This window comes from Paenibacillus sp. FSL R7-0333 (assembly GCF_038000365.1).
In the GTDB taxonomy this organism is placed as follows: Bacteria; Bacillota; Bacilli; order Paenibacillales; family Paenibacillaceae; genus Paenibacillus_AQ; species Paenibacillus_AQ silagei.
In genome coordinates this window covers 5,616,266-5,639,739 of record NZ_JBBOBZ010000001.1, presented here as the reverse complement: position 1 = coordinate 5,639,739, position 23,474 = coordinate 5,616,266, and the positions used below count along the sequence as shown (strand labels likewise).

At 53.4% G+C, this 23,474-nt stretch carries 16 protein-coding genes, 7 tRNA genes, 3 rRNA genes and 1 pseudogene; 22 read left to right on the top strand and 5 right to left on the bottom strand.

Annotated features, from left to right (window positions below; all coding sequences use genetic code 11):
• The first annotated feature begins 14 nt into the window (after positions 1 to 14).
• The 16 genes from MKY86_RS23810 (at position 15) to MKY86_RS23735 (ending at position 12,952) form a co-directional block, all read left to right on the top strand.
• On the top strand, positions 15 to 452 hold the full coding sequence (locus tag MKY86_RS23810; RefSeq protein ID WP_036698990.1) for an ACT domain-containing protein: 438 nt from the start codon (positions 15 to 17) through the stop codon (positions 450 to 452).
• Positions 453 to 460: 8 nt separating this feature from the next.
• The gene (locus MKY86_RS23805) at positions 461 to 1,747 is read left to right on the top strand and encodes a homoserine dehydrogenase (protein WP_076079461.1); all 1,287 of its coding nucleotides are present in this window, start codon (positions 461 to 463) and stop codon (positions 1,745 to 1,747) included.
• Positions 1,748 to 1,811: 64 nt separating this feature from the next.
• Complete coding sequence (gene thrB / locus MKY86_RS23800) at positions 1,812 to 2,792, top strand: homoserine kinase (protein WP_076079462.1); 981 nt, start codon at positions 1,812 to 1,814, stop codon at positions 2,790 to 2,792.
• Positions 2,789 to 3,676: a prephenate dehydratase gene (gene pheA / locus MKY86_RS23795; RefSeq protein WP_076079463.1), complete on the top strand. Its 888-nt coding sequence runs from the start codon at positions 2,789 to 2,791 to the stop codon at positions 3,674 to 3,676. Before thrB ends, pheA begins: the two co-directional genes overlap by 4 nt.
• Positions 3,677 to 3,680: 4 nt before the next feature.
• Positions 3,681 to 4,562 (top strand): branched-chain-amino-acid transaminase, encoded by an 882-nt coding sequence (gene ilvE, locus MKY86_RS23790; protein ID WP_076079464.1) that lies wholly within the window; start codon positions 3,681 to 3,683, stop codon positions 4,560 to 4,562.
• Positions 4,563 to 4,776: 214 nt separating this feature from the next.
• Positions 4,777 to 6,306, top strand: coding sequence for a LysM peptidoglycan-binding domain-containing protein (locus MKY86_RS23785; protein ID WP_076079465.1), 1,530 nt, complete (start codon positions 4,777 to 4,779; stop codon positions 6,304 to 6,306).
• 463 nt (positions 6,307 to 6,769) lie between these two features.
• Positions 6,770 to 8,330 (top strand): 16S ribosomal RNA (locus MKY86_RS23780).
• Between the two features lie 234 nt (positions 8,331 to 8,564).
• Positions 8,565 to 11,490: ribosomal RNA gene (locus MKY86_RS23775) — 23S ribosomal RNA — on the top strand.
• A 146-nt stretch (positions 11,491 to 11,636) separates the two neighbouring features.
• A 5S ribosomal RNA gene (gene rrf, locus MKY86_RS23770) occupies positions 11,637 to 11,753 on the top strand.
• Together the 16S, 23S and 5S rRNA genes with 7 tRNA genes alongside form the textbook arrangement of a ribosomal RNA operon.
• Before the next feature lie 326 nt (positions 11,754 to 12,079).
• Positions 12,080 to 12,154: transfer RNA gene (locus MKY86_RS23765), tRNA-Glu, on the top strand.
• Between the two features lie 74 nt (positions 12,155 to 12,228).
• Positions 12,229 to 12,305: transfer RNA gene (locus MKY86_RS23760), tRNA-Val, on the top strand.
• Between the two features lie 40 nt (positions 12,306 to 12,345).
• Positions 12,346 to 12,419, top strand: a tRNA-Met gene (locus MKY86_RS23755).
• A 9-nt stretch (positions 12,420 to 12,428) separates the two neighbouring features.
• A tRNA-Asp gene (locus tag MKY86_RS23750) sits at positions 12,429 to 12,506 on the top strand.
• Positions 12,507 to 12,649: 143 nt separating this feature from the next.
• Positions 12,650 to 12,724: transfer RNA gene (locus MKY86_RS23745), tRNA-Gly, on the top strand.
• Between the two features lie 6 nt (positions 12,725 to 12,730).
• A tRNA-Arg gene (locus MKY86_RS23740) sits at positions 12,731 to 12,807 on the top strand.
• Positions 12,808 to 12,873: 66 nt separating this feature from the next.
• A tRNA-Leu gene (locus MKY86_RS23735) sits at positions 12,874 to 12,952 on the top strand.
• 70 nt (positions 12,953 to 13,022) lie between these two features.
• Here the strand turns inward: MKY86_RS23735 and MKY86_RS23730 are convergent.
• Positions 13,023 to 13,970 (bottom strand): NAD(P)-dependent oxidoreductase, encoded by a 948-nt coding sequence (locus MKY86_RS23730; protein WP_076086038.1) that lies wholly within the window; start codon positions 13,968 to 13,970, stop codon positions 13,023 to 13,025.
• Between the two features lie 51 nt (positions 13,971 to 14,021).
• Between MKY86_RS23730 and MKY86_RS23725 the strand changes: the two genes are divergently transcribed.
• The gene (locus tag MKY86_RS23725) at positions 14,022 to 14,273 is read left to right on the top strand and encodes a helix-turn-helix domain-containing protein (protein ID WP_340827869.1); all 252 of its coding nucleotides are present in this window, start codon (positions 14,022 to 14,024) and stop codon (positions 14,271 to 14,273) included.
• A 46-nt stretch (positions 14,274 to 14,319) separates the two neighbouring features.
• Positions 14,320 to 14,700, top strand: coding sequence for a hypothetical protein (locus MKY86_RS23720; protein WP_340827533.1), 381 nt, complete (start codon positions 14,320 to 14,322; stop codon positions 14,698 to 14,700).
• Between the two features lie 22 nt (positions 14,701 to 14,722).
• Here MKY86_RS23720 and MKY86_RS23715 read toward each other — a convergent pair.
• The 3 genes and pseudogenes from MKY86_RS23715 to MKY86_RS34210 form a co-directional block, all read right to left on the bottom strand.
• Positions 14,723 to 14,954 (bottom strand): annotated as a pseudogene (locus tag MKY86_RS23715) (VOC family protein); the annotation flags it as partial.
• 98 nt (positions 14,955 to 15,052) lie between these two features.
• On the bottom strand, positions 15,053 to 15,850 hold the full coding sequence (locus tag MKY86_RS34215; RefSeq protein ID WP_445669910.1) for a hypothetical protein: 798 nt from the start codon (positions 15,848 to 15,850) through the stop codon (positions 15,053 to 15,055).
• A gap of 92 nt (positions 15,851 to 15,942) precedes the next feature.
• The gene (locus tag MKY86_RS34210; protein WP_445669909.1) at positions 15,943 to 17,037 is read right to left on the bottom strand and encodes a hypothetical protein; all 1,095 of its coding nucleotides are present in this window, start codon (positions 17,035 to 17,037) and stop codon (positions 15,943 to 15,945) included.
• Between the two features lie 131 nt (positions 17,038 to 17,168).
• Between MKY86_RS34210 and MKY86_RS23705 the strand changes: the two genes are divergently transcribed.
• Positions 17,169 to 18,071 (top strand): AraC family transcriptional regulator, encoded by a 903-nt coding sequence (locus MKY86_RS23705; protein WP_076086032.1) that lies wholly within the window; start codon positions 17,169 to 17,171, stop codon positions 18,069 to 18,071.
• Positions 18,072 to 18,090: 19 nt separating this feature from the next.
• On the opposite strand, the gene MKY86_RS23700 is transcribed toward MKY86_RS23705, so the two are convergent.
• Positions 18,091 to 18,957, bottom strand: a complete 867-nt coding sequence (locus tag MKY86_RS23700) for a helix-turn-helix domain-containing protein (RefSeq protein ID WP_076086029.1) — start codon at positions 18,955 to 18,957, stop codon at positions 18,091 to 18,093.
• Positions 18,958 to 19,090: 133 nt separating this feature from the next.
• Between MKY86_RS23700 and MKY86_RS23695 the strand changes: the two genes are divergently transcribed.
• The 3 genes from MKY86_RS23695 (at position 19,091) to MKY86_RS23685 (ending at position 23,466) form a co-directional block, all read left to right on the top strand.
• On the top strand, positions 19,091 to 19,843 hold the full coding sequence (locus tag MKY86_RS23695) for a GDSL-type esterase/lipase family protein (RefSeq protein ID WP_076086026.1): 753 nt from the start codon (positions 19,091 to 19,093) through the stop codon (positions 19,841 to 19,843).
• A gap of 69 nt (positions 19,844 to 19,912) precedes the next feature.
• The gene (locus MKY86_RS23690; RefSeq protein ID WP_076086023.1) at positions 19,913 to 22,222 is read left to right on the top strand and encodes a helix-turn-helix domain-containing protein; all 2,310 of its coding nucleotides are present in this window, start codon (positions 19,913 to 19,915) and stop codon (positions 22,220 to 22,222) included.
• Positions 22,223 to 22,479: 257 nt separating this feature from the next.
• Positions 22,480 to 23,466 (top strand): ABC transporter permease, encoded by a 987-nt coding sequence (locus MKY86_RS23685; protein ID WP_076086020.1) that lies wholly within the window; start codon positions 22,480 to 22,482, stop codon positions 23,464 to 23,466.
• Positions 23,467 to 23,474 lie beyond the last annotated feature (8 nt).

The following is a 23,474-nucleotide window of genomic DNA, read 5'->3' as shown; positions in this document are numbered from 1 at the left end:
GGGTGAGGACGTTCGTGAAAGAACGCTATTATTTGGTCCGGGAGGACATTTTGCCCGATGCGGTGCTGAAGACCATGCAGGTCAAGCAGCTGCTGGAAGCAGGAGATGCCAAAACCGTACACGAGGGCGTGGAACAGGTCGGGCTTAGCCGCAGTGCTTTTTATAAATACAAAGATGGGATACACTTAATTCATCAGCTGGAGCGCGAGCGCATTGTGACGATCTCGATTGATCTGGAGCACGAGTCGGGCATGCTGTCCAAGGTGCTCGGTTCGGTGGCCGTTCACGGGGCGAATGTGCTGACGATCCATCAGAGTATCCCGCTGCAAGGACGGGCGAACGTGGTGATCTCTGTCGAGATCTCCCATCTGAATGAAGAGCTGGGCGACTTGCTGGACAGTCTCAAGGCAATTCCCGGTGTGAAGCGTGCGTTAATTATTGGTCAGGGGTGAGAATACGAATGAAGCCGGTTAAAGTAGGTCTGCTGGGTCTGGGTACTGTGGGTACGGGCGTTGTCCGTATTGTGGAAGGAAATCAGGAGGATTTGAGCAGCCAGGTCGGCTCGCCGATCCTGATTGAACGGATTGCCGTGAAGAATACGGAGAAGCCGCGTGATATCGAAGTGGACCCGTCCAAGATTACCGATGATCCATGGGCCGTTATCCGCGACCCGGAGATTGATGTCATTGTTGAGGTCATGGGCGGGATCGCAGGGACGAAGGATTACATTCTGGAGGCACTGGAGCGCGGCAAGCATATCGTAACAGCCAATAAGGACCTGATGGCTCTGCACGGCTCGGAGATTCTGGCCAAGGCACAGGAGAAGCAGTGCGATGTGTTCTATGAAGCAAGTGTGGCGGGAGGCATTCCGATTATCCGCACGCTGATCGAAGGCTTTTCCTCGGATAAGATTATGAAGATTATGGGGATTGTGAACGGGACAACCAACTACATCCTTAGCAAAATGAGCCAGGAAGGCGCATCTTACCTCGACGCACTGCATGAAGCGCAGGAGCTGGGATATGCCGAGTCTGATCCGACGTCCGATGTGGAGGGACTGGATGCAGCCCGCAAGATGGCCATTCTGGGCACGCTGGGCTTCCGGACCAATGTAGAGCTGAGCGATGTCAGTGTAAGCGGGATTTCCGGCGTCAGCAAGGAGGATATGGCTTTTGCCAAACGGCTGGGGTACGAGATGAAGCTGCTCGGGATTGCAGAACGCCAGGATGAAGAATTCAGCATTAGCGTCCAGCCTACAATGATCCGTACGAACCACCCGATTGCCTCCGTGAACGGCGTCTTTAATGCGGTATATGTATATGGTGAGGCTGTAGGAGAGACGATGTTCTACGGTGCGGGGGCAGGGGCGATGCCTACGGCAACCTCGATTGTGGCGGATCTGGTGGCGGTTATCAAGAACCTGAAGCTGGGGGTCAACGGGCTTAAGCAGATTGTGCCGTACAAGCAGAAGAAGCTGAAGAGCGACGAGGATATTTATTACAAGAACTTCCTGCTGCTTCATGTCGATGACAAGGCGGGTGTACTGGCGAAGATTACCCAGGTGTTTGCCGAATATGATGTCAGTCTGGATTCCGTTGTGCAGCAGGCCAATCCTAATAATCCTGATGCCGAAATTATCATTGTCACACATAACGCCAGCAGAGCGAGTATGAACAAAGTGCTGCGCCATCTGGAGCAACTGAATGTCATTCACCGCATCAAAAGCCATTACCGTGTAGAAGGCTAACTATCGCAGGTGTCCATGGAACACAGGGCTTGCGCGCAAATATAATGAAGGAGATTTACCCGCCATGAGTATTTACGGAAGGTCTAGAGTGAAGGTCCCTGCGAGCACGGCCAACCTCGGTCCGGGCTTCGATACGCTGGGCATGGCTCTGTCGCTGTATGCCTGGATTGAAATGGAGGAAGCCGCTGAAACGGTGTTTCATCTGTATGGAGATGAGATGGCCGGTCTTCCCCGGGACAAAAGCAATCTGCTCTACAAGGTTGCGCAAATGGTATTTGCAGAGGCCGGGGTCCAGGTTCCGGAGTTGTCCATCTCCATGTATTCGGAAATCCCGCTCACCCGCGGGCTGGGCAGCAGTGCTTCGGCCATTATTGGCGCGCTGGCTGCGGCGAATGCTATGATAGGTTCACCGCTGGGTCAGGCGAAGTTGTTCGATATGGCTACAACGATCGAAAAGCATCCCGATAATGTCGGAGCCTCGCTCTTCGGGGGAATTATTACGGCCGTGTGGGACGGTGAACATGCCGATTACATCCGGATTGAGCCGCCGCAGGAGCTGGAATTTCTGGTGGTCATTCCTGAATTCGAGCTGGAGACGGTCAAGGCCAGAGAGGCGCTGCCTGCGGAGGTTACGCTCGGCGATGCTGTTCATAATATCAGCCGTACCTCGCTGCTCACCGCAGCGTTAGCCGCAGGCCGGCTGGACCTGATTGGCACCGCGATGCAGGACCGGCTGCATCAGCCCTACCGTGCACCGCTGGTGCCGGGGATGGCGAAGCTGCTGGCTGAAGCTCCGGGCCACGGCGCGCTGGGGATTGCGCTTAGCGGTGCAGGCCCGACCCTGTTATGTATGGTGGACCGCAGCGAGCAGCGGAAGCAGGAGCTGGAGCTGTTTTTGACAGAGACCATGCAGGAGAACGGGATTTCTGCCCGTACCGTATGGCTGTCCCCATGCAATACGGGTGTCACGGCAGAGCTGCTTGAAAGAAACGGGATGCAAAACGAATCATTTTTGGATATGATAAAAGGAGAATTACAGTCATGAAATCAATAGCGTTATTGCCTCAGGGCTCCGTCTCGCATGAAGCGCTGCTGCATTTATTTGGCGGTAACCCTGCTCATCTGGAGCATCATAAGCTCATCTCCGATGTCTTTCTGTCCACGGCTGGCGGAGTCACCGATTACAGCGTCATTCCGATTGAGAACACGATAGAAGGCTCGGTCAGCCTGCATATCGACTGGCTCATTAATGAAGTGAATCTGCCGATGCAGGCGGAGTGGATTTTTCCGTCGATACAGAATCTGATCAGCTGTCCGCAGGAATTCACGAAGGAGAACGGGGACAAGGATTATACCAGGATTGTCAAGATCCTGTCCCATCCGGTGGCTATGGCGCAATGCACGCAGTTCATCCGTAAGGCTATGCCCTGGGCTGAGCTGGAGTCTGTGGGAAGCACCTCTGAAGCGGTTGAGATTGTGAAGGGCAATCCCGGCAAAGGCTGGGCTGCCATCGGTACCGCGCTTGGAGCCGCTACGCACGGGCTGGAGGTTGTGGAACGCCAGATTACAGACCATAATAACAATTACACACGGTTCGTGCTGGTTGGTCCGCAGAAGCTGGAGCTTCCGCAGAAGAGCAGTGGAGACAAGACGAGTATTCTTGTTACGCTGCCCGAGGATTTCCCTGGTGCACTGCATCAGGTGCTGGCTGCTTTTGCCTGGCGTAAGCTGAATTTGTCCCGTATTGAATCACGGCCGACGAAGAAGAAGCTGGGTACTTATTATTTCTATATTGATGTGCTGGAACCGATAGAATCGGTACTGCTCCCGGGTGCGATTGAAGAGATCAAAGCCTTGGGCTGTCAGGTACGGATTCTGGGGTCCTATCCCACATACACCTATGAGGAAGAGAAAGCGGAGGTGCAGTAAGTTCATGGCTGAGCAATGGATCTATCTGGATGGACAACATGTAACGAAGGTCAAGGCAATGGTGTCCGTATTCGATCACGGTTTTTTATATGGAGACGGAATTTTTGAAGGTATCCGTATTTATAACGGCAACATCTTCAAGTGCAAGGAGCATCTGGACAGGCTGTATGATTCGGCGAAGTCGATTATGCTGGACATTCCGCTGGCCTATGATGAGATGCTGGAGGCTATGGCCGAGACAATTCGCCTGAACGAAATGCGGGACGGGTACATCCGGCTGATCGTATCACGCGGTCCCGGCAACCTGGGTCTTGATCCGCGCCGCTGCCCCAAAGCGAGTGTAATTATCATTGTTGAGCAGCTCGCCATCTACCCGGAGCAGGCTTATCTGAACGGTCTTCGTGCCGTTTCCGTCTCCCAGCGCCGCAATCTTCCGGATGCCCTGAATCCGAAGATCAAATCGCTGAACTATCTCAACAATATTCTGGTGAAGATTCAGTCGAATCTGGCGGAAGCCGATGAAGCAATCATGATGAACGCTCAAGGGTATGTAACCGAAGGCTCCGGCGATAATATCTTCATTATCAAAAGAGGGGTAGTCTATACACCGCCTTGTTACCTGGGTGCCCTGGAGGGAATCACCCGTCTGGCGATCATTGAGCTGTGTGAGAAGCTCGGACTGCCGCTGAAGGAAGAGCCGTTCACCATGCATGATGTCTATATTGCCGATGAAGTCTTCTTCACCGGAACAGCGGCTGAAGTTATTGCTGCCCGTGAGATCGACGGCAGAGTCATTGGTTCCGGCCAGGCCGGGCCGATTACCCTGCAATTGCTGGAAGAATTCCGCAATGTGGTTGATAAAGACGGATATAAGGTTTGGGAATAGTACAGTAATTTCGCGTGAGCGAATAGAGAAAAATCCTTTCATGCCAAGCATGGAAGGATTTTTTTTGCATATAGGGATGTCATTCGCCCATGGGCTGCATAAGATGTAGTAACGAAGGAGGCGGCTGTACCGCAACTACCGAATCTGGAGGGCTATCATCCCTGAACCGGGGTGCAGTGCCGATCAATAGATACTTTTAGGAGGTAAATGCTGCGTGAAAATACACATTGTTAAGCAAGGTGATTCGCTGTTCGCGTTATCACAGAAGTATGGAGTGCCGCTGCAAAAAATAATCGAGGCCAATCCGCAAATCACCAATCCAGATGTGCTTGCTGTAGGAGACAAGGTTAAGATCCCGGCTGCGCCCGTAGCTCTGCCTGTTCCGGACAACAACGATATCTACTATAAGCATACAGTCAAGCAAGGCGATACCTTATGGAAGCTCTCCAAGGCTTGGGGAGTTACACTCAAGGATATGATTGATGCCAACCCGCAGCTTAAGAACCCTAATGCACTGATGACGGGTGAAGTCGTGAATATCCCTAAGAAAGTCAGCACCTCTCCAATCCAGGCCCAATCCATCGATCCGGTAAAAGCTAATACGACCCCAATTCAGGCTCAGTCCACCGCTCCGGCAGTGGTCGATAAAACGGCGATTGGCGGTAAAACCTACACTGGTGTCATCGAAAAGCCGGCTCCCGCACCAGCGCCAGTTCCTGCACCTGCTGCAGAAGCAGTCCCTATTCCGTTGGCGGTTCCTGCACCTAACCCTGCACCTAACAAAGCGCCGGAAGTCAAGCCGGTTCAGGAAGCCGTCTATGAGAAACAAAGCTTGTATGTGCAAATCTCTGTTCCCGCGCAGGAAGAGAAAACCAAAGAAGTGCATCATAAGTCAGAGGTTCAGCCTGCCGCCTGGGATGAGGGTAAAACCTCGCCCTGGGGAAAGAGCGATGGTTATCCCGGCCTTAGCGAGAATCCGTATTTTATGAATTATGCACCCGTGTATCCCGTATATGAGCCAATGGCCAATATGAATATGAACAATATGAATAACGCTCCAAGTTATGTTCAGCCTGCAGCGTTTATGCCGGAATGCCCGCCGTTCTATGCTCAGCCGGTTAATCCTTGTCCGCCTGGACAATACCCCGGAGCATGGTATCCTAATGCAGAACCGGATTATAACAATGTGAATATGTCAGCAGTCAGCCCTGTCAGTGACAATGCTGCGTTTGCTCCGCAGTACCAGAGTGAGCAGGTTAATCTTCCGTGGCCTTCCTGCGGATGCGGCGCAATGTCGATTCAGCCCTATCCTTATGAGCAGCCGATGTATAACGGGTATCCGGTGTACGGCATGCCGCAGATGGGGATGGTTTCTCCTTATGCTGGAGGAATGAATGCCATGCCTAACGCGGTGTCACCGATGTATGAACAGCCTATGGTATCGAATATTCCGCCATATCCGGCTTATCCGGGCATGGAGAATTTCGCCCACAACCGCGTACCCGAGATTCAGATTCCTGAGCCTGTAGTGGAGGAAGCGGAGGAGGTGCCGGATAAGGGGCGCACTGAGGCCACAACAGCAAAGGATACAAAACCAGGGAAATCCAAACCTTCAGCGGCAAAAGCGAAAACCTCCAGCCAGAACTCTGCCGCCAAGGATAAGGCCCACTCCAAGCCGCGTTCAAGCTCAAGCGGACGTTCAAGTACAGATAAGAAGAATCAGACTCCTTGGATTCCCAATTAAGAGGATAGTCCCTAAGAGGAGAGTTGCACATGCAGGTCCTGCTAGATATGAGGGCCGGCATGTGCTTTTTGGGCATGGTTATACAGGCACAGAGGCTTGTATAGGATATCTATGAAAGTCTATAGTACTATCTCGAAAATAGTAGAAATTAAGGGTTGTTAGCAGGGATATATAATGTTATATTATATATCCAATCGCAAGGCGGGTGCCTTGCACAAGGTTGGACATGTTGCTCTGATGAATACACACTTTGCTTCATCGAAAATAAGTGTTGCATTCAGAAGAAGAACATGTTATATTATAAAAGTTGCTGATGACGAGATAATCGATGTCAACAACGAGCTTGATCTTTGAAAACTGAACAACGAGTGAGTATATGGAAATCACTTCGGTGAGATCCAAAAATGAGAATGTAAATTCTCGTCAGATGTTTCAAAATGAGCAATCGCTCTTTCTAAATACCAATTTGGAGAGTTTGATCCTGGCTCAGGACGAACGCTGGCGGCATGCCTAATACATGCAAGTCGAGCGGAGTTTGAGAGGAAGCTTGCTTCCTTTCAGACTTAGCGGCGGACGGGTGAGTAACACGTAGGCAACCTGCCCTCAAGCCTGGGATAACTACCGGAAACGGTAGCTAATACCGGATAATTTCTTTTTTCTCCTGAGAGAAGAATGAAAGGCGGAGCAATCTGCTGCTTGGGGATGGGCCTGCGGCGCATTAGCTAGTTGGTGGGGTAACGGCCCACCAAGGCGACGATGCGTAGCCGACCTGAGAGGGTGAACGGCCACACTGGGACTGAGACACGGCCCAGACTCCTACGGGAGGCAGCAGTAGGGAATCTTCCGCAATGGGCGCAAGCCTGACGGAGCAATGCCGCGTGAGTGATGAAGGTTTTCGGATCGTAAAGCTCTGTTGCCAGGGAAGAACGTCCGGTAGAGTAACTGCTGCCGGAGTGACGGTACCTGAGAAGAAAGCCCCGGCTAACTACGTGCCAGCAGCCGCGGTAATACGTAGGGGGCAAGCGTTGTCCGGAATTATTGGGCGTAAAGCGCGCGCAGGCGGTTATTTAAGTCTGGTGTTTAAACCTTGGGCTCAACCTGAGGTCGCACTGGAAACTGGGTGACTTGAGTACAGAAGAGGAAAGTGGAATTCCACGTGTAGCGGTGAAATGCGTAGATATGTGGAGGAACACCAGTGGCGAAGGCGACTTTCTGGGCTGTAACTGACGCTGAGGCGCGAAAGCGTGGGGAGCAAACAGGATTAGATACCCTGGTAGTCCACGCCGTAAACGATGAGTGCTAGGTGTTAGGGGTTTCGATACCCTTGGTGCCGAAGTTAACACAGTAAGCACTCCGCCTGGGGAGTACGGTCGCAAGACTGAAACTCAAAGGAATTGACGGGGACCCGCACAAGCAGTGGAGTATGTGGTTTAATTCGAAGCAACGCGAAGAACCTTACCAGGTCTTGACATCCAACTAACGAAGCAGAGATGCATCAGGTGCCCTTCGGGGAAAGTTGAGACAGGTGGTGCATGGTTGTCGTCAGCTCGTGTCGTGAGATGTTGGGTTAAGTCCCGCAACGAGCGCAACCCTTGACTTTAGTTGCCAGCAGGTTGAGCTGGGCACTCTAGAGTGACTGCCGGTGACAAACCGGAGGAAGGTGGGGATGACGTCAAATCATCATGCCCCTTATGACCTGGGCTACACACGTACTACAATGGCCGGTACAACGGGAAGCGAAGCCGCGAGGTGGAGCCAATCCCAGCAAAGCCGGTCTCAGTTCGGATTGCAGGCTGCAACTCGCCTGCATGAAGTCGGAATTGCTAGTAATCGCGGATCAGCATGCCGCGGTGAATACGTTCCCGGGTCTTGTACACACCGCCCGTCACACCACGAGAGTTTACAACACCCGAAGTCGGTGGGGTAACCCGCAAGGGAGCCAGCCGCCGAAGGTGGGGTAGATGATTGGGGTGAAGTCGTAACAAGGTAGCCGTATCGGAAGGTGCGGCTGGATCACCTCCTTTCTATGGAGAATCGTCACCTGCAACGGTGACATTCAAATCTTAAATCTAGCCGGTCGGCTAGATACTCACTCGTTGGTCAGTTTTGAGAGTTTAAGCTCTCATCTTTACCTTGATCCTTGAAAACTGGATACCGAAACGAATTTGCGTTTTAGAACATTCCTTTAAGCTGAACTTGTATAAACAAGTTTTGAATTAATGGCGATGCTAAGCGGTTTTCCTAACGGAAAACACATTGGTTAAGCTACTAAGAGCACACGGAGGATGCCTAGGCGCCAGGAGCCGACGAAGGACGTGGCGAACAACGAAACTGCCTCGGGGAGCTGTAAGCAAGCTTTGATCCGGGGGTGTCCGAATGGGGAAACCCAGCTGTGGTAATTCGCAGTTACTCGTATCTGAATACATAGGATACGCAGAGGCAGACCAGGGGAACTGAAACATCTAAGTACCCTGAGGAAGAGAAAACAATAGTGATTCCGTCAGTAGCGGCGAGCGAACGCGGAACAGCCTAAACCAAGGGGCTTGCCTCTTGGGGTTGTGGGACGTCTCACATGGAGTTACAAAGGAATATGGTAGGTGAAGAGGTCTGGAAAGGCCCGCGATAGAGGTAAAAGCCCTGTAGCCTAAACTGTGTTCTCTCCGAGACGGATCCCGAGTAGTGCGGGGCACGTGAAACCCCGTATGAATCTAGCAGGACCATCTGCTAAGGCTAAATACTACCTGGCGACCGATAGTGAAACAGTACCGTGAGGGAAAGGTGAAAAGCACCCCGGAAGGGGAGTGAAATAGAACCTGAAACCGTGTGCTTACAAAAAGTCAGAGCCCTTTCTATGGGTGATGGCGTGCCTTTTGTAGAATGAACCGGCGAGTTACGTTTAACATGCAAGGTTAAGGTGAGAAGCCGGAGCCGCAGCGAAAGCGAGTCTGAATAGGGCGACTAAGTATGTGGACGTAGACCCGAAACCGTGTGATCTACCCCTGTCCAGGGTGAAGGTGCGGTAACACGCACTGGAGGCCCGAACCCACGCATGTTGAAAAATGCGGGGATGAGGTGGGGGTAGCGGAGAAATTCCAATCGAACTCGGAGATAGCTGGTTCTCCCCGAAATAGCTTTAGGGCTAGCCTCGGTGAATGGAGTGGTGGAGGTAGAGCACTGATTGGGTGCGGGGCCCGCAAGGGTTACCAAGCTCAGTCAAACTCCGAATGCCATTTACTTCTTGCCGGGAGTCAGACAGTGAGTGCTAAGATCCATTGTCAAAAGGGAAACAGCCCAGACCATCAGCTAAGGTCCCCAAGTGTGTGTTAAGTGGGAAAGGATGTGGAGTTGCACAGACAACCAGGATGTTGGCTTAGAAGCAGCCACCATTGAAAGAGTGCGTAATAGCTCACTGGTCGAGTGACTCTGCGCCGAAAATGTAACGGGGCTAAACACACCACCGAAGCTATGGCTAGATGCTTTGCATCTGGGGTAGGGGAGCGTTGTATGTGGGTTGAAGGTGTACCGTAAGGAGCGCTGGACAGCATACAAGTGAGAATGCCGGTATGAGTAACGAAAAGATCAGTGAGAATCTGATCCGCCGAAAGCCCAAGGTTTCCTGAGGAAGGCTCGTCCGCTCAGGGTAAGTCGGGACCTAAGGCGAGGCCGACAGGCGTAGTCGAAGGACAACAGTTTGAAATTACTGTACCACCGTAATCCGCTATGAGCGATGGGGTGACGCAGGAGGGTAGTGACGCGGACTGATGGATGTCCGTCTAAGCAGTGAGGCTGGTGTGCAGGCAAATCCGCACATCGTTAAGGCTGGGCTGTGATGGGGAGCGAAAATTGTAGTAGCGAAGGTCATGATCTCACACTGCCAAGAAAAGCCTCTAGTCAGGAGAAGGTGCCCGTACCGCAAACCGACACAGGTAGGCGAGAAGAGAATTCTAAGGCGCGCGGAAGAACTCTCGTTAAGGAACTCGGCAAAATGACCCCGTAACTTCGGGAGAAGGGGTGCCTCGGTAGGGTGAATAGCCCGAGGGGGCCGCAGTGAAAAGGCCCAAGCGACTGTTTAGCAAAAACACAGGTCTGTGCGAAGCCGTAAGGCGAAGTATACGGGCTGACGCCTGCCCGGTGCTGGAAGGTTAAGGGGAGCGGTTAGGAGCAATCCGAAGCTGTGAACCGAAGCCCCAGTAAACGGCGGCCGTAACTATAACGGTCCTAAGGTAGCGAAATTCCTTGTCAGGTAAATTCTGACCCGCACGAATGGCGTAACGACTTGGGCGCTGTCTCAACGAGAGATCCGGTGAAATTTTAATACCTGTGAAGATGCAGGTTACCCGCGACAAGACGGAAAGACCCCATGGAGCTTTACTGCAGCTTGATATTGAATTTGGGTACGATCTGTACAGGATAGGTGGGAGCCGTGGAGGCAGGAGCGCAAGCTTCTGCGGAGGCGCCGTTGGGATACCACCCTGATCGTATCTAGGTTCTAACCTAGTGCCCTTAGCGGGTACGGGGACCGTGTCAGGCGGGCAGTTTGACTGGGGCGGTCGCCTCCTAAAGAGTAACGGAGGCGTTCAAAGGTTCCCTCAGAATGGTTGGAAATCATTCGCAGAGTGCAAAGGCATAAGGGAGCTTGACTGCGAGACCTACAAGTCGAGCAGGGACGAAAGTCGGACTTAGTGATCCGGTGGTACCGCATGGAAGGGCCATCGCTCAACGGATAAAAGCTACCCTGGGGATAACAGGCTTATCTCCCCCAAGAGTCCACATCGACGGGGAGGTTTGGCACCTCGATGTCGGCTCATCGCATCCTGGGGCTGAAGTAGGTCCCAAGGGTTGGGCTGTTCGCCCATTAAAGCGGTACGCGAGCTGGGTTCAGAACGTCGTGAGACAGTTCGGTCCCTATCTGTCGTGGGCGCAGGAAATTTGAGAGGAGCTGTCCTTAGTACGAGAGGACCGGGATGGACGTACCGCTGGTGCATCAGTTGTTCCGCCAGGAGCATGGCTGAGTAGCTACGTACGGACGGGATAAGCGCTGAAAGCATCTAAGCGTGAAGCCCCCTCAAGATGAGATTTCCCAGTATGTAAGACCCCTTGAAGACGACGAGGTAGATAGGTTGGAGGTGGAAGTGCAGCAATGCATGGAGCTGACCAATACTAATCGGTCGAGGGCTTATCCAAAAAATAATGCGCAGATTCGTTTCGGATTCAGTTTTCAGGAATCAAATTGTAATTTATGGAGCTCAAGTAGCTCTGTAAAGAAGATTTGTTTTCAGCATTTGGCGATGCTGAGACCTGAATAATAGCATTTGATATTCAAATGCCCGTTTGGTGGCGATAGCGGAGGGGTTCCACACGTACCCATCCCGAACACGACCGTTAAGCCCTCCAGCGCCGATGGTACTTGGACCGAAGGGTCCTGGGAGAGTAGGACGTTGCCAAGCACTTAAGACCACTGTTGATTATCAATGGTGGTTTTTTGTTGTATCTGATCTGGAAAATGCCGGTTTCTATATCCGGGACAATATTCCATGTCCGTCTTTTACCTTGTCTGCTTCCTCTGAGACTCTATACAGTTGACTGGAGAGCCGTGGTGAAGGCAGAGACTCCTGGGCCGCTTTACAGATGGAGAGGTGCCTTAGAGGACTTGGGAGTAAGCACTTCGCATATGCTGTAGATACTGACCATATACAATATTAATATTTCTATTGTATTATACTATTTTATTTGATATAATATCTTTTGTTGTCGAAAGATTGTTTGCTTATCTGGCTCGTTGGTCAAGGGGTTAAGACACCTCCCTTTCACGGAGGTAACATGGGTTCGAATCCCATACGAGTCACCACTTTCATCTTTAATAAAATTAATGGTTGTATATCTTATGGAAATGTGTTATGATCATTAAGTTGCTTCTTCGATGGAGGCTTAGCTCAGCTGGAGAGAGCATCTGCCTTACAAGCAGAGGGTCGGGGGTTCGAACCCCTCAGCCTCCACCATGCAGACTTTGTAAGCTAGAAGAGAATATTTTTTTACTGACGCGGGGTGGAGCAGCCCGGTAGCTCGTCGGGCTCATAACCCGAAGGCCGCAGGTTCAAATCCTGCCCCCGCAATATTATCTTGGAACCGTGGTGTAGTTGGCCTAACATGCCTGCCTGTCACGCAGGAGATCGCGGGTTCGAATCCCGTCGGTTCCGCCATTTTTAATGGCTTAAGGGATGAGAATTCCCTGGGTTCGTTGAAGCATAGGCATCGTAAGGAATACTTCGTAATCTCGTAACGGAGTGAAGAGTATCCCGTCGGTTCCGCCATTTTCATTAAAGCAGTTGAATACATACCGTGTGCGGACGTGGCTCAGCGGTAGAGCATCGCCTTGCCAAGGCGAGGGTCGCGGGTTCGATTCCCGTCGTCCGCTCCATATTTTGCGCCCTTAGCTCAGCTGGATAGAGCGTTTGACTACGAATCAAAAGGCCGGGAGTTCGAATCTCTCAGGGCGCGCCATTATTACTTTATTGAATATTTTTCATCTTAAATTTAATTATCCATGATGGATATATATGATATTAAGCCGGCGTGGCGGAATGGCAGACGCGCTCGACTCAAAATCGAGTGGGAAACCGTGGAGGTTCGAGTCCTCTCGCCGGTACTACCAAAAGGTTTATGACATTGTATTTTGGACAATGTCATAAACCTTTTTTGTTTTTATTGCACTGAAACTATAATAACTGATTTAGTCTGCTTTCAGGTTCTTCCCCGTTTTGTACACGTTTTATGTTCTTTATGAAGAAATCATATCTTTTTTGGTGAAATTTCCGGCCGTCAGGCATTCCTGCGGTATGGGGAGTAAGGATCACGTTATCCAGCGTGCGGAGCTCGCTGTCTATAGGAAGGGGTTCGGATTCATACACATCCAGGCAGGCGCCGGAAATAACCCCGGTTTTTAAGGCATCTATCAAGTCTGTCTGGTTAACAATCCCGCCACGGGCCGTGTTGATGAACAGAGCGCTACTCATCATTTTTTGAAATACCGTCTTGTTCATCAGGTGCTTGGTTTGCTCAGTCAAGGGTACGTGAACACTGACGATGTCGGATGTGCTTAGGAGTGTATCGAAATCGGTCATTTTCACTATGCCGTCAGATGGCACTTCGGTATTTCTCGCATAAGCCAACACATTCATATCAAAAGCGCTGCAAAACGCAGCTACCTTTTTTCCGATAGCGCCCAGCCCGATAATCCCCATGGTTTTGCCCTCTAATTCACTTCCTGTGTACTCCAAATGATGTTCATCCATCCTGTTTTTCATGAAATGATCAAGAAACGGAATGTTTTTATAATAAGCCAGCATTAGTGCCATTACGTGCTCGGCCACGGCCTGTGCATTCACTCCTGCCGCATTGGCCACCCAAATGCCGAGCTGTGTACAGGCGGGGATATCGACATTATCATAACCTGCACCTGTCTGTACCAATTTTAATTTTTTGGCGCTAGCCAGCAGGCTAGGGTCCACTTGGATATGTTCAGGAATGAGGACCTGGCAATCTTCAATATGATGCTGCATATCTTGTCCGGGCGGGACAATGATAACGTTCCAGTCTTGCGGAAAATACCCGGTAATCTTTGATTGTGCAGTTTCGTTAAAATGACCAACGATGAGAACCTTCATAGCTAAACCACCTTTTCATAACCTGGACTATTTGACCCCTTGTCTGTGTTAATGATAATTTTAGACATAAAGAATAATGTTGTAAAACGCAAATATTTTGTGAACTATATTAATATTTTCTATATATTGAGGAGGTATTCTATGTATTTTCCTGGGATAGAAGCGTTTTTAGCTATCGTACGGACTGGGAGTATAAGTAAAGCGGTTGATCTGCTGCATCTGTCACAAGCAACGGTAAGTTACCGCTTAAAGACATTAGAGCAAGGGATGGGCGGCCTGTTGGTGGAGCGAAGAAAAGCCTAGCGTTACTGTTCAACCGTTTTTCACTGAAGAAATGGTGCTGTTGCGCTTGGCTGTACCAGGGCGGCAGGCTGGAGATACGGTGAAAATGGAAGAATTGGCGGCAGAGCATGAAGTCCTCGTCAATTGGAATCGGGAGTTTCAATTCAGACATGACCAGTGGTGGGACCCGCTGTGTCCGTCCCGTGTACATCTGGACTCAGCGGGACTCATCACTACTTTTTTGACGAATGCCAGACAATGGACAATTGTGCCCGCTTCGATTGGCGTCCATATGAAGGGGATGGGAGAATTTGTTCTTCAGAAGCTGGCGGTGTCAGTGCCCCCCAGAGTAGGCTATAAGGTAACTCATAAGTTTCCAAACCAGGCGTTACACGAGCCCCTTCAGATTCTTGATAACTATCTGCGAGATACATTTGGAGTCCAATGACCTGGCCTGCAGTGCTGTGCAATCATTGTATCCGCTTGGAAATCGGGTGGTCTGCGTTCATCTGCAGCAGGTCCCACAGGTTTGCCGTACAAATCCTTGAATACCGCAACGATTCCATAAGCTTCTTCTTTGGGTTCTCTAACGAATTCAATCCCCCTGGAGACCATTTGATGATAATCTCGCCAGAAGTTATCGGTGTTCAGAAATAGGAATACTCGTCCGCCTGCCTGATTGCCGATAAAGAACTCCTGTTCGACTAGAGCAATGTGCACAATGGACTGAAGCATCCCGGTCATCCTCTCATTCTAGGCAATGGTATAGCTCTTATTATTCTACTATAAATGGACCTAATCTACACCAGCTCGATTACCGCCATCTGATGATTCTCCAGGTAAGGAATCGTGTAGGTGATCCCGCCCCCGCTGCTGACGGTGAACGGCAGCTCTGTCATCGACGGGGCCAGATAGACCCGGTGGACGGGGTCAGAGGAGGGGAGGCGCAGGCTGACGGAAATGTCCCGCAGCGGCACAATATCCTCGATGACTTCGATCCGGCCTTTGAGCGCGGGAGCGGCGTAGAGCAGATGGTGCACATAGCGCTGCTCTGCCTGCTGGTACTGCAGGGTCGTTATGCCCCGGGCCGGCAAAGTAGTGCGAAGGGAAGGAAGCGGAAGCAGCCGCGACAGTGCATGCAGCACCATTTCCTTCAGGATAAGATGGCCGGCATCCGCATACTCGCTGAATACATCCCAGGCAATATAGATCCCGCTGCTGCTCTCCACCATCCCCGGCCCATTGTCTTCCTGTGCACCCGGCGTATGCTGGTGCGAGCAGAAGGTGAAGACATCGCGGTTGAAATAAGGATTCTCCAGATGACCGAGCGATTGTCCTTCCAAGAGTTCCACCAGCTGACCCGCGCCGTACATTACATAGGATGCAGGCAGCAGGGCGCCGGGCGTGAAATGGGGCTTGAAGTAAGACGGCCGGTAAGGGTTGGCCCCCAGCCAGCTGATCCCCAGGTTCAGTGCAAAAGCATCGCCTGCCGGATTCAGGCCGGAGCGTCCGGTGGCCAGCACCTTGCCGCCTCCGGCAGTAAAGGACCCGATCGCGTCGGCCAGCTCCGGCCATACGGGCACCTCATCGGGCAGCACCAGCACTTTGTAGGCGGTAAAGTCGCTGAACGTATCTACGATGTCATACAGGTAATGGCCTTCTGTCAGTATGCGTACCGCACCGGCATCCGCTAATTGCGTTCCCCCCTGCGTGCCTGTCCGCCGGGGCAGGCTTCACGTGCAGCCTCCAGGGACAGGACGGCAATATCTGCAACGGACGTAACCCCGCTGCACCACTCCTCTTTCGCCTCCACCTCGCTGTAGGCGGCGCCAATCAGGGCATAGGTCGCTTCATCCATCCAGCCGGAAGGATGAAGCTGGTCGCCGATGGAGCATCGGGCGCCATGGGCGAGGCTGAGCGCGGCTTCGAACCGCAGCGCGTTCGGATGCTTATACCCGCCGAATTCGCCCCAGGAGGTATGGAATTTGCCGGTCATGCCGAGGAATTCCATGCCGAGCGTCTGGGCGTACCGTGCCGACAGCGGGAAATGGTCATACCCCCAGCCTCCGGTAGGAAGCGACTCCAGCTCCAGATGGCTGTTGACCTGTACCAGATCGCGGCGTCCCCGCTGCTGATGGCCGTTGTTGTGATAGACCGGCAGGCCGGGCTTCACGGCATCAATCGTCTCCCGCACACGGCGGGCATAATTCAGGTAGGTCTGCTCGCCGAGGGCGATGACGGCTGCTTCGTCGCGGGGGTCCCGGCCGGCTGCCCGCAGGGCGGCGACGCAGTATTGGCAGCGGCACTTGCGGACGCCGACAATGTCGAGGAAGATACCGTCTGCCTCGTACCGGGAGACGGCCTCATGAATCTGGGCCAGCAGGATGTCCAGGTAAGGCGTGTTCAGGCAGAACTCATGGTAGCCCGGGGTCATGAAGTCTTTTACCCAGCGTGTACGGTCCTCGGCATCGCGGATCAGCCACTCCGGATGACGGCGGGCCAGCTTCTCATCAAGACCGGCTGACAGATAAACCGGAGTCTTGACCCCGATTTCATGAGCGGCTTCAATCATCTCGCCCAGCAGGTCAAAGGAGAGGCCGGGATGAATCTCATTGGCGTCGCTGGGATGATAGGCCCAGCCGTGATGGCATTTGGAGAATACGGTGACCGAGTCTACGTGACCTGAGCGCAGCATGGACTGGAACTGGGATTTGGAGAAGGCCTGCCCGATGCCGGGAATGGCTTCAGAAGTATGGAAATCAAGATGAACCTGACGGAAACGCATGGATACACAACCCCTTAGAGAATTGGATGAAAAGCGGATTCCCAGTCAATGTACCTCTTTTCCGCCGTGGCAGCCAGTGATAATATAGACTTTGAATAGCACAAAATCGACCTGAGACAAGGGGGGCTATGATGCTGTGCCTGGAATTTGCGATTCCCCCGCTGCCGCAGCTGGTTACGGTGGGACATGCGGTCTGGTCTCCGGGGGACCGGCATTTCGCCCGCACGTTCGGTGTGTACGATCTGCTGCTGGTCAAGCGGGGAACGCTCTATATGGCAGAGGAAGGTAAGGAATACGCAGTGGGTGCGGGACAACTGCTGGTGCTGGAGGCGGGAAGGCCGCATGACGGGTACCGGTCCTGTGCGGAGGATACGGAAATTTACTGGGTGCACTTCATCCATGAGCATAAGCCGGAATATATCCGGCGCGGGGAGATCCCCTGGTCTTCACTGCTGGCTAGGGGAACGGTGGAGGATGAGGAGCCGTCTGCGCAGCAGCGCCTGTACCTGCCCAAATTCGCCCCGGTTGATATAGAGGCATTGGAGCCGGTACTGCAGGAGATGAACGAGATTCACAGCCGGCTGAGCGCAGAGAACGCACTCCGGCTCCAGCTGCTGCTGGCCGGTCTGCTGGCGGCGCTGCAGGCGGAATGCCAGCGGACGGGCCAGCCGGAGCCGGCGGCCCGGCTGGCCCGGGCTGCCGCTGCCTATCTGGATGTCCACTGGAGACAGCCGTTTCATCTGGCCGGGCTTGCGGAGGAGCTGCATTTCCAGGCGGATTATATTACGAGGTGCATGAAGCAGCATATCGGCACGACGCCGCTGCAGTATGTGCTGCAGCGGCGCCTGGAGGAAGCGAGGAAGCTGCTTGGCGGTACGGTGCTGGACATTGCTGAAATTGCCGAACGGGTCGGTATTCAGGACCCGAACTATATGACACGCCTGTTCAGCATGAGGTTCGGTGTCACCCCCGGGGCATACCGGCGGCGGCAGCGCATGCGGGATGAGGCCGCCGCCGATACGGAGGAAATCTGAGCGATGGCCGGGGATAAGGTCAGGAATTCTGGATTCGCTCGCGGTACTGGGTGGGGGTGCAGTTGAATACTTTGCGGAACTGGCGTGAGTAGTAATTCTGGTCATGGAAGCCGCTGTCCATCGCCACCTGGGAGACGCTCAGGCCGGGGCTGCGCAGCAGCGTGCAGGAATAATCCAGCCGCTTGCGGATCACATAATCCATCGGCGTGGTCTGGTAGTTGCGGGTGAACACTCTCAGGAACTGGCGGGTGGACATATAGGCCATATCCGCCATGGACTGCAGGGTGACCGGCTGCAGGAAATGCTCCTCGATATAGGTGACCGTCTCACCGATCCGCAGCGCCTTGTTATCCTCATGGCCGCTGCTATTCTGATAATAACGTGAGAGCATGCCTACCAAGGCGGTGAAATAGGTGCGGATCATCAGCCGGTATCCTTCAGGCTGACGGTCATGCTCTTCCAGAATGTCATCCAGCAGCCGCGTCGTCTCCCGGAGCTGCCCGGCTTCCAGGGAGAGCATGCCCTTGAAGTACATCTCCTTCCGGTAGAACGGCTCGATATAGAATAATGCCTGGAACCCCGGCAGCAGTCTGAGCTCGGACTGCTGGAGCAGCTGTTCAGGCTGGAACATCACATTGACGTATTCGATGCCTTCGACATTCTTGTAGCCATGGGAAACGTTGCTGTGGATCAGAAAAACCTGGCCGGCGGTAACCGGATACTCTCTCCCTTCAATGATATGCACGGCGTTTCCCGACAGGATGACGACCAGCTCGGAGAAGTCATGGCTGTGGACGTAGTAATCATGGGTCAGCGGGCACTTCTGGATTCTGAAGGTGAAGCCGGGCTCAAGTCCAATGTCCCGCGCTAGTATTTTGGTTGTCATGGCAATATTATGCTAAAGAAGGTCGGGATCGTCAAGGCGGAGAACGGCGGGCGGCGCTACCATTAGATTGCGGGCATATTTGCCTGGCTGGGGACAGCCGGGGGGACCTGCGTAATGGTCAGGAGGGAAAAGAATGCTTCATTTACTAAATCACAGCGTACTGAATCATAAAGAAAAACCAAGTACCGGAAATCTGCGGATACTGTTCCTCGGGGACAGTATTACGGCAGACGGCCGGTATATCGGCCTGGTCCGGGAAGGCTTAAGCAGGCACCGGCCGGAGCTGGCGGTGGAACTGCTTGCGTGCGGGGTTCCCAGCGAGACCGTCTCGGGACTCAGCGAAGCCGCGCATCCATTTCCGCGGCCCTGTGTCCATGACCGGCTGGCAGGCGAGCTGGCGGCGGCCAGTCCCGATGTGGCCGTTGCCTGTTACGGGATGAATGACGGGATCTATCATCCCTTCTCGGAAGCGCGCTTTGCAGCCTATCAGTCCGGGATGAAGCGTCTGAGCGCTCTTATCCGTGAAGCGGGAGCCGCTGCCGTGCTGCTGACACCGCCGCCGTTTGATGCCGCCTCGATGGACGGTCCGCTGCAGCCCGCAGAGGCGGCTGATTTCAGCTATCTCGCACCTTACCGGGATTATGACCGTGTATTGGAGCGTTATGCGGACTGGCTGATCTCCGGCGGCTGTCCTGCGGACGGTGTCATCGACATACGTACACCGCTGCTGGAGCATATCCGGCATGAGCGGCTGCTTCATGCCTCTTACTGCTACGGGGACGGTATCCACCCGGATCTGTCCGGTCACCGGATCATGGCGCAGGTGCTGCTGCGGGAGTTGTTCCGCCAGGATCCGGACGAACTCCGGGAGCAGCCCAGTTCCTGAACCCCTGATTGACAAGCAAAATAGTGCGGGATTATAGTAGTGTCACCCTAAGAGCCGGGAGAGAGGACCATGAATATACTTCAGACAATCCGTTCGCGCAAATATTTACAGCGGATTCTGCTCAGCTTCATGCTTGTTGTCGCCACACTGGCGGCCGCTTCGCTGTTTGTGAACTCGGGCGCCCGCAGCAAGGTGCTCAGCCTGCAGAACGAGGCAGACCGTAAGCTGCTGACCCAGATTAATTACAATATAGAGAACATGAACGGCATCGTTAAGGATTTGGCCGTATCTTTATACAATGATGAGGAGCTGCTGGCTCTGAAATCAGGTGCGGATTACAGGCAGAGCATTCTCAAGATCGAGCGCCTGAATCATACCGTGGCGGCTTCCCCTTATCTGCACGCTGCCGTGTTCTATAACGGCGCCCAGCACCGGTTCTTCTCGTCACTGAATCATGAGATTGATAACCGCGTTCTGTACGATTCCCTGAAGGGTTACATGGGCTCCCGGGCGGATCTGCCCAAGCTGCAGCTGATTCCCCTGGACCTTGACGGAAAAGGCGGGGGCATAGACGTCTTTGCCTTCTTCCTGTATGACGGGGAGTCGCTGGGTTCAATCAATGACAACGTGCTGATATTGACGGTGAAGCCGGGGTGGATGCTGGATAATATGAAAGCGCTTAACCAGGTGGCCGAGCGGCAGAATGATGTCCTGTTCGTAACGGACAGCGAGGGTGAGGTGCTTATTTCTACGGACGGCCTGCTTCCTGCCGGGCTGAATATCAGGGGGGAGCTGCTGCCGCGGATCAGCGCCTCGGGCAAGCCGCTGGATTCCTTCAATTATACACATGAAGACAGGAAGTATAAGGTCACTTATCTGAGCAAAGCGCTGAACAACTGGCAGATTGTCAGCATGCAGGATTACGATGTTGTGCTGGGCAGCGTCCGGCAGATGAAATGGACGGAAATCGCGGTTACGCTGTCTGTTGTTCTGCTGGCCGTGCTGTTGTCCGTGTTCTTTGCGGTGCGGCTGTATAAGCCGGTCGGCCAGCTGCTGACGCTGGTGCCGCAGGAGGCGCAAGGCACTCCGCAGGCGAAGGATGAGCTGTCGCTGATTGCGGCCAATGTGACCGAGATGATCAGCAAGCTGAAGGGGCTTGAGCTGGAGCGGGCCTCGCAGTCGAATATTGCCAAGCTCTATCAGCTGCGCAGCCTGATCGGGTCCAGCCACAGCATGGATGAGTCTGCCTTCAGGCAGCTCAGGGAGCAACATGGCATTGACATCGCTTATCCGTCTCCGCTCCGTCTGGCGCTGGTGCAGATCGACAATCTGCAGGGGCTGGCCGCCGAACCGGGGCTGCCGATGGAGTCCCTGCTGTATTTCGCCATTGCCAACATCGGCCAGGAGCAGCTGCGGCTGGAAGGCACTTGTGAAGCGGCCGATATGAAGAGCGGCCATCTGGTCTTTATTGCCGGGAGTGACGACAGGGAACTGGCGAAGCTGGAGGAACGGTTCAGGGAGCTACAGCAGATGATCGGCAACTATTATCATATTACTTTTACAGTCACGCTGAGCGAAGTGTTCACGAATTACCGCGACATCACCCGGCATTACAATCTGGCCATCCGCCACTCCGGCTACCGGATGATCTACGGCAAGGGGGCGGTGCTTGAGCCGGGGATGCTCCGGGAGAATGAGGCAAATGAATCCCTTCGTATCCCGCAGGAGCTGGAACGGCAGCTGACGGAGGGACTGAAGGGCGGGGATATGGCAGAGACGGAGCAGACGATCCGCAAATGGAGAGAGCTGCTGGGCAGCTTCAGCTACGAGAATATGTTCTCTGCGGTGCTTCATCTTGCGGTTACGCTAAGCAACACGCTTGGCGAGATGAACAGCCGCAACGTCAACCCGGTCTCAGTCAACCTGCAGGCCGTCAACCGCCGTATTCTGGAAAAGGAAACGCTGGATGAGATCGAGGCTGTGCTCCTGGAGGTGGTGCGTGAGGTCGCTGAGCAGCGGCGGAGCGGGCGTGAGGACAAGAACAGGCTGCTGGCGGAGACCGTGAAGGAAATCATTGATAAGCATTACGCCGATCCTGACCTTAATGTGCAGCGCATCGCCGACATGCTCAAGATGAGCTCCGTCTATCTGGGCCAGGTATTTAAGGCGCAGGAAGGAACGACGGTGGTTGATCAGATCAACGCAGCCCGCCTGGCCTGCGCCAGAGAGTATCTGGAGCAGAAGGACCTGACCGTTACAGAGATTATGGAGAAGGTCGGGTTCGGGAATGAAAGCTATTTCTACCGCCTGTTCAAACGCCGCTACGGCACCACGCCGAAGGAATACCGCCTGAAATCGGCCATTGACCGCAGCACATAAACAAAGCCAATAAACAGGTTTTTCAGCCTTAAGCCAGGCCCGCTAATGGACATTGTTCCTATAGCGGGCTTTTTGCTGCGCGATGCATGCCACGGCCCGGACGGAGCAGGAATCTGGCAACAATACAGCCCGGATCTACAGCAATCTTGCAATTGTACAGTAACGCAGTGGCCTGGTTCTGCGCTATGTTAGTCGTGCAAAGCCTGGGACACAGGCACACAGCTGCAGCTAAGGAAGGAAAGGAAGGGGCTTTGGTTATGTTGAATAAGGTTCCGCTGGCGGAACAACAAGCAAGTTCAGGGGCGCCGCCGGCTACGCGCAAGAAATCCTGGATCGGCAGGGAGCTTGCCCATTTCAAAAGCAACCGGGAGCTGTTCCTGCTCTCACTGCCGGGACTGCTGTACAAATTGATTTTTGCCTATATTCCAATGATCGGCCTGATTATCGCCTTCAAGAACTACAGGTACGATCTCGGGATCTTCGGCAGCAAGTGGGTGGGACTGGACAATTTCCGTTACTTATTCACTACGGATACGGCGTGGCGGATCACCCGTAATACGGTTCTATATAATACCGCGTACATTCTGGCGGGGACCTCGGCAGCGCTGCTGCTGGCGATTCTGATGAACGAAATCAAGGCGAAATGGAGCAAGTTCTACCAGACGGCCCTGTTTCTGCCGCATTTCCTGTCCTGGGTGCTTGTAGGTTATGTGGCGTACGCCTTCCTGAACCATTCGGACGGATTTATCAACCGCACCCTCGAATCCTTCGGGCTGAACCCGGTGAGCTGGTACCAGGATGCCGGGCCGTGGCCGGTGATACTTATTCTGGTCCAGCTATGGAAAGTGGTGGGGTTCAACACGCTGATTTATTTTGCCGGCATTATCGGCATTAACAGCGAATATTACGAGGCGGCGCGGATCGACGGGGCGACCAAGCGGCAGATGGCCTTCAAAATCACGATTCCCCTGATGGCCCCGATCATCATCATTATGCTGATCCTGTCTATCGGCAATATGTTCCGCGGCGACTTCGGCCTGCATTATTTCATCCCGAACAACTCGGGCTTTCTCTACGGCTCTACCGACATCATTGATACCTATGTGTACCGCGCGCTGCGTGAAGTCGGCAATGTAAGCATGTCTGCGGCTACAGGCTTCTACCAGTCGGTGGTCGGTCTGGTGCTGGTGCTGACGGCCAACGGAATTGTGCGCAAGGTCGATCCCGATAATTCCCTGTGGTAAGGAGGTGC

Excerpts from the sequence above, each read along its gene's own strand:
- MKY86_RS23805 (WP_076079461.1), top strand. The coding sequence starts at position 461 with ATGAAGCCGGTTAAAGTAGGTCTGCTGGGTCTGGGTACTGTGGGTACG.
- thrB (WP_076079462.1), top strand. The coding sequence starts at position 1,812 with ATGAGTATTTACGGAAGGTCTAGAGTGAAGGTCCCTGCGAGCACGGCC.
- pheA (WP_076079463.1), top strand. The coding sequence starts at position 2,789 with ATGAAATCAATAGCGTTATTGCCTCAGGGCTCCGTCTCGCATGAAGCG.
- ilvE (WP_076079464.1), top strand. The coding sequence starts at position 3,681 with ATGGCTGAGCAATGGATCTATCTGGATGGACAACATGTAACGAAGGTC.
- MKY86_RS23730 (WP_076086038.1), bottom strand. The coding sequence starts at position 13,970 with ATGAAGGTTCTCATCGTTGGTCATTTTAACGAAACTGCACAATCAAAG.
- MKY86_RS23725 (WP_340827869.1), top strand. The coding sequence starts at position 14,022 with ATGATAATTTTAGACATAAAGAATAATGTTGTAAAACGCAAATATTTT.
- MKY86_RS34210 (WP_445669909.1), bottom strand. The coding sequence starts at position 17,037 with ATGCGTTTCCGTCAGGTTCATCTTGATTTCCATACTTCTGAAGCCATT.
- MKY86_RS23705 (WP_076086032.1), top strand. The coding sequence starts at position 17,169 with ATGCTGTGCCTGGAATTTGCGATTCCCCCGCTGCCGCAGCTGGTTACG.
- MKY86_RS23700 (WP_076086029.1), bottom strand. The coding sequence starts at position 18,957 with ATGACAACCAAAATACTAGCGCGGGACATTGGACTTGAGCCCGGCTTC.
- MKY86_RS23695 (WP_076086026.1), top strand. The coding sequence starts at position 19,091 with ATGCTTCATTTACTAAATCACAGCGTACTGAATCATAAAGAAAAACCA.
- MKY86_RS23690 (WP_076086023.1), top strand. The coding sequence starts at position 19,913 with ATGAATATACTTCAGACAATCCGTTCGCGCAAATATTTACAGCGGATT.
- MKY86_RS23685 (WP_076086020.1), top strand. The coding sequence starts at position 22,480 with ATGTTGAATAAGGTTCCGCTGGCGGAACAACAAGCAAGTTCAGGGGCG.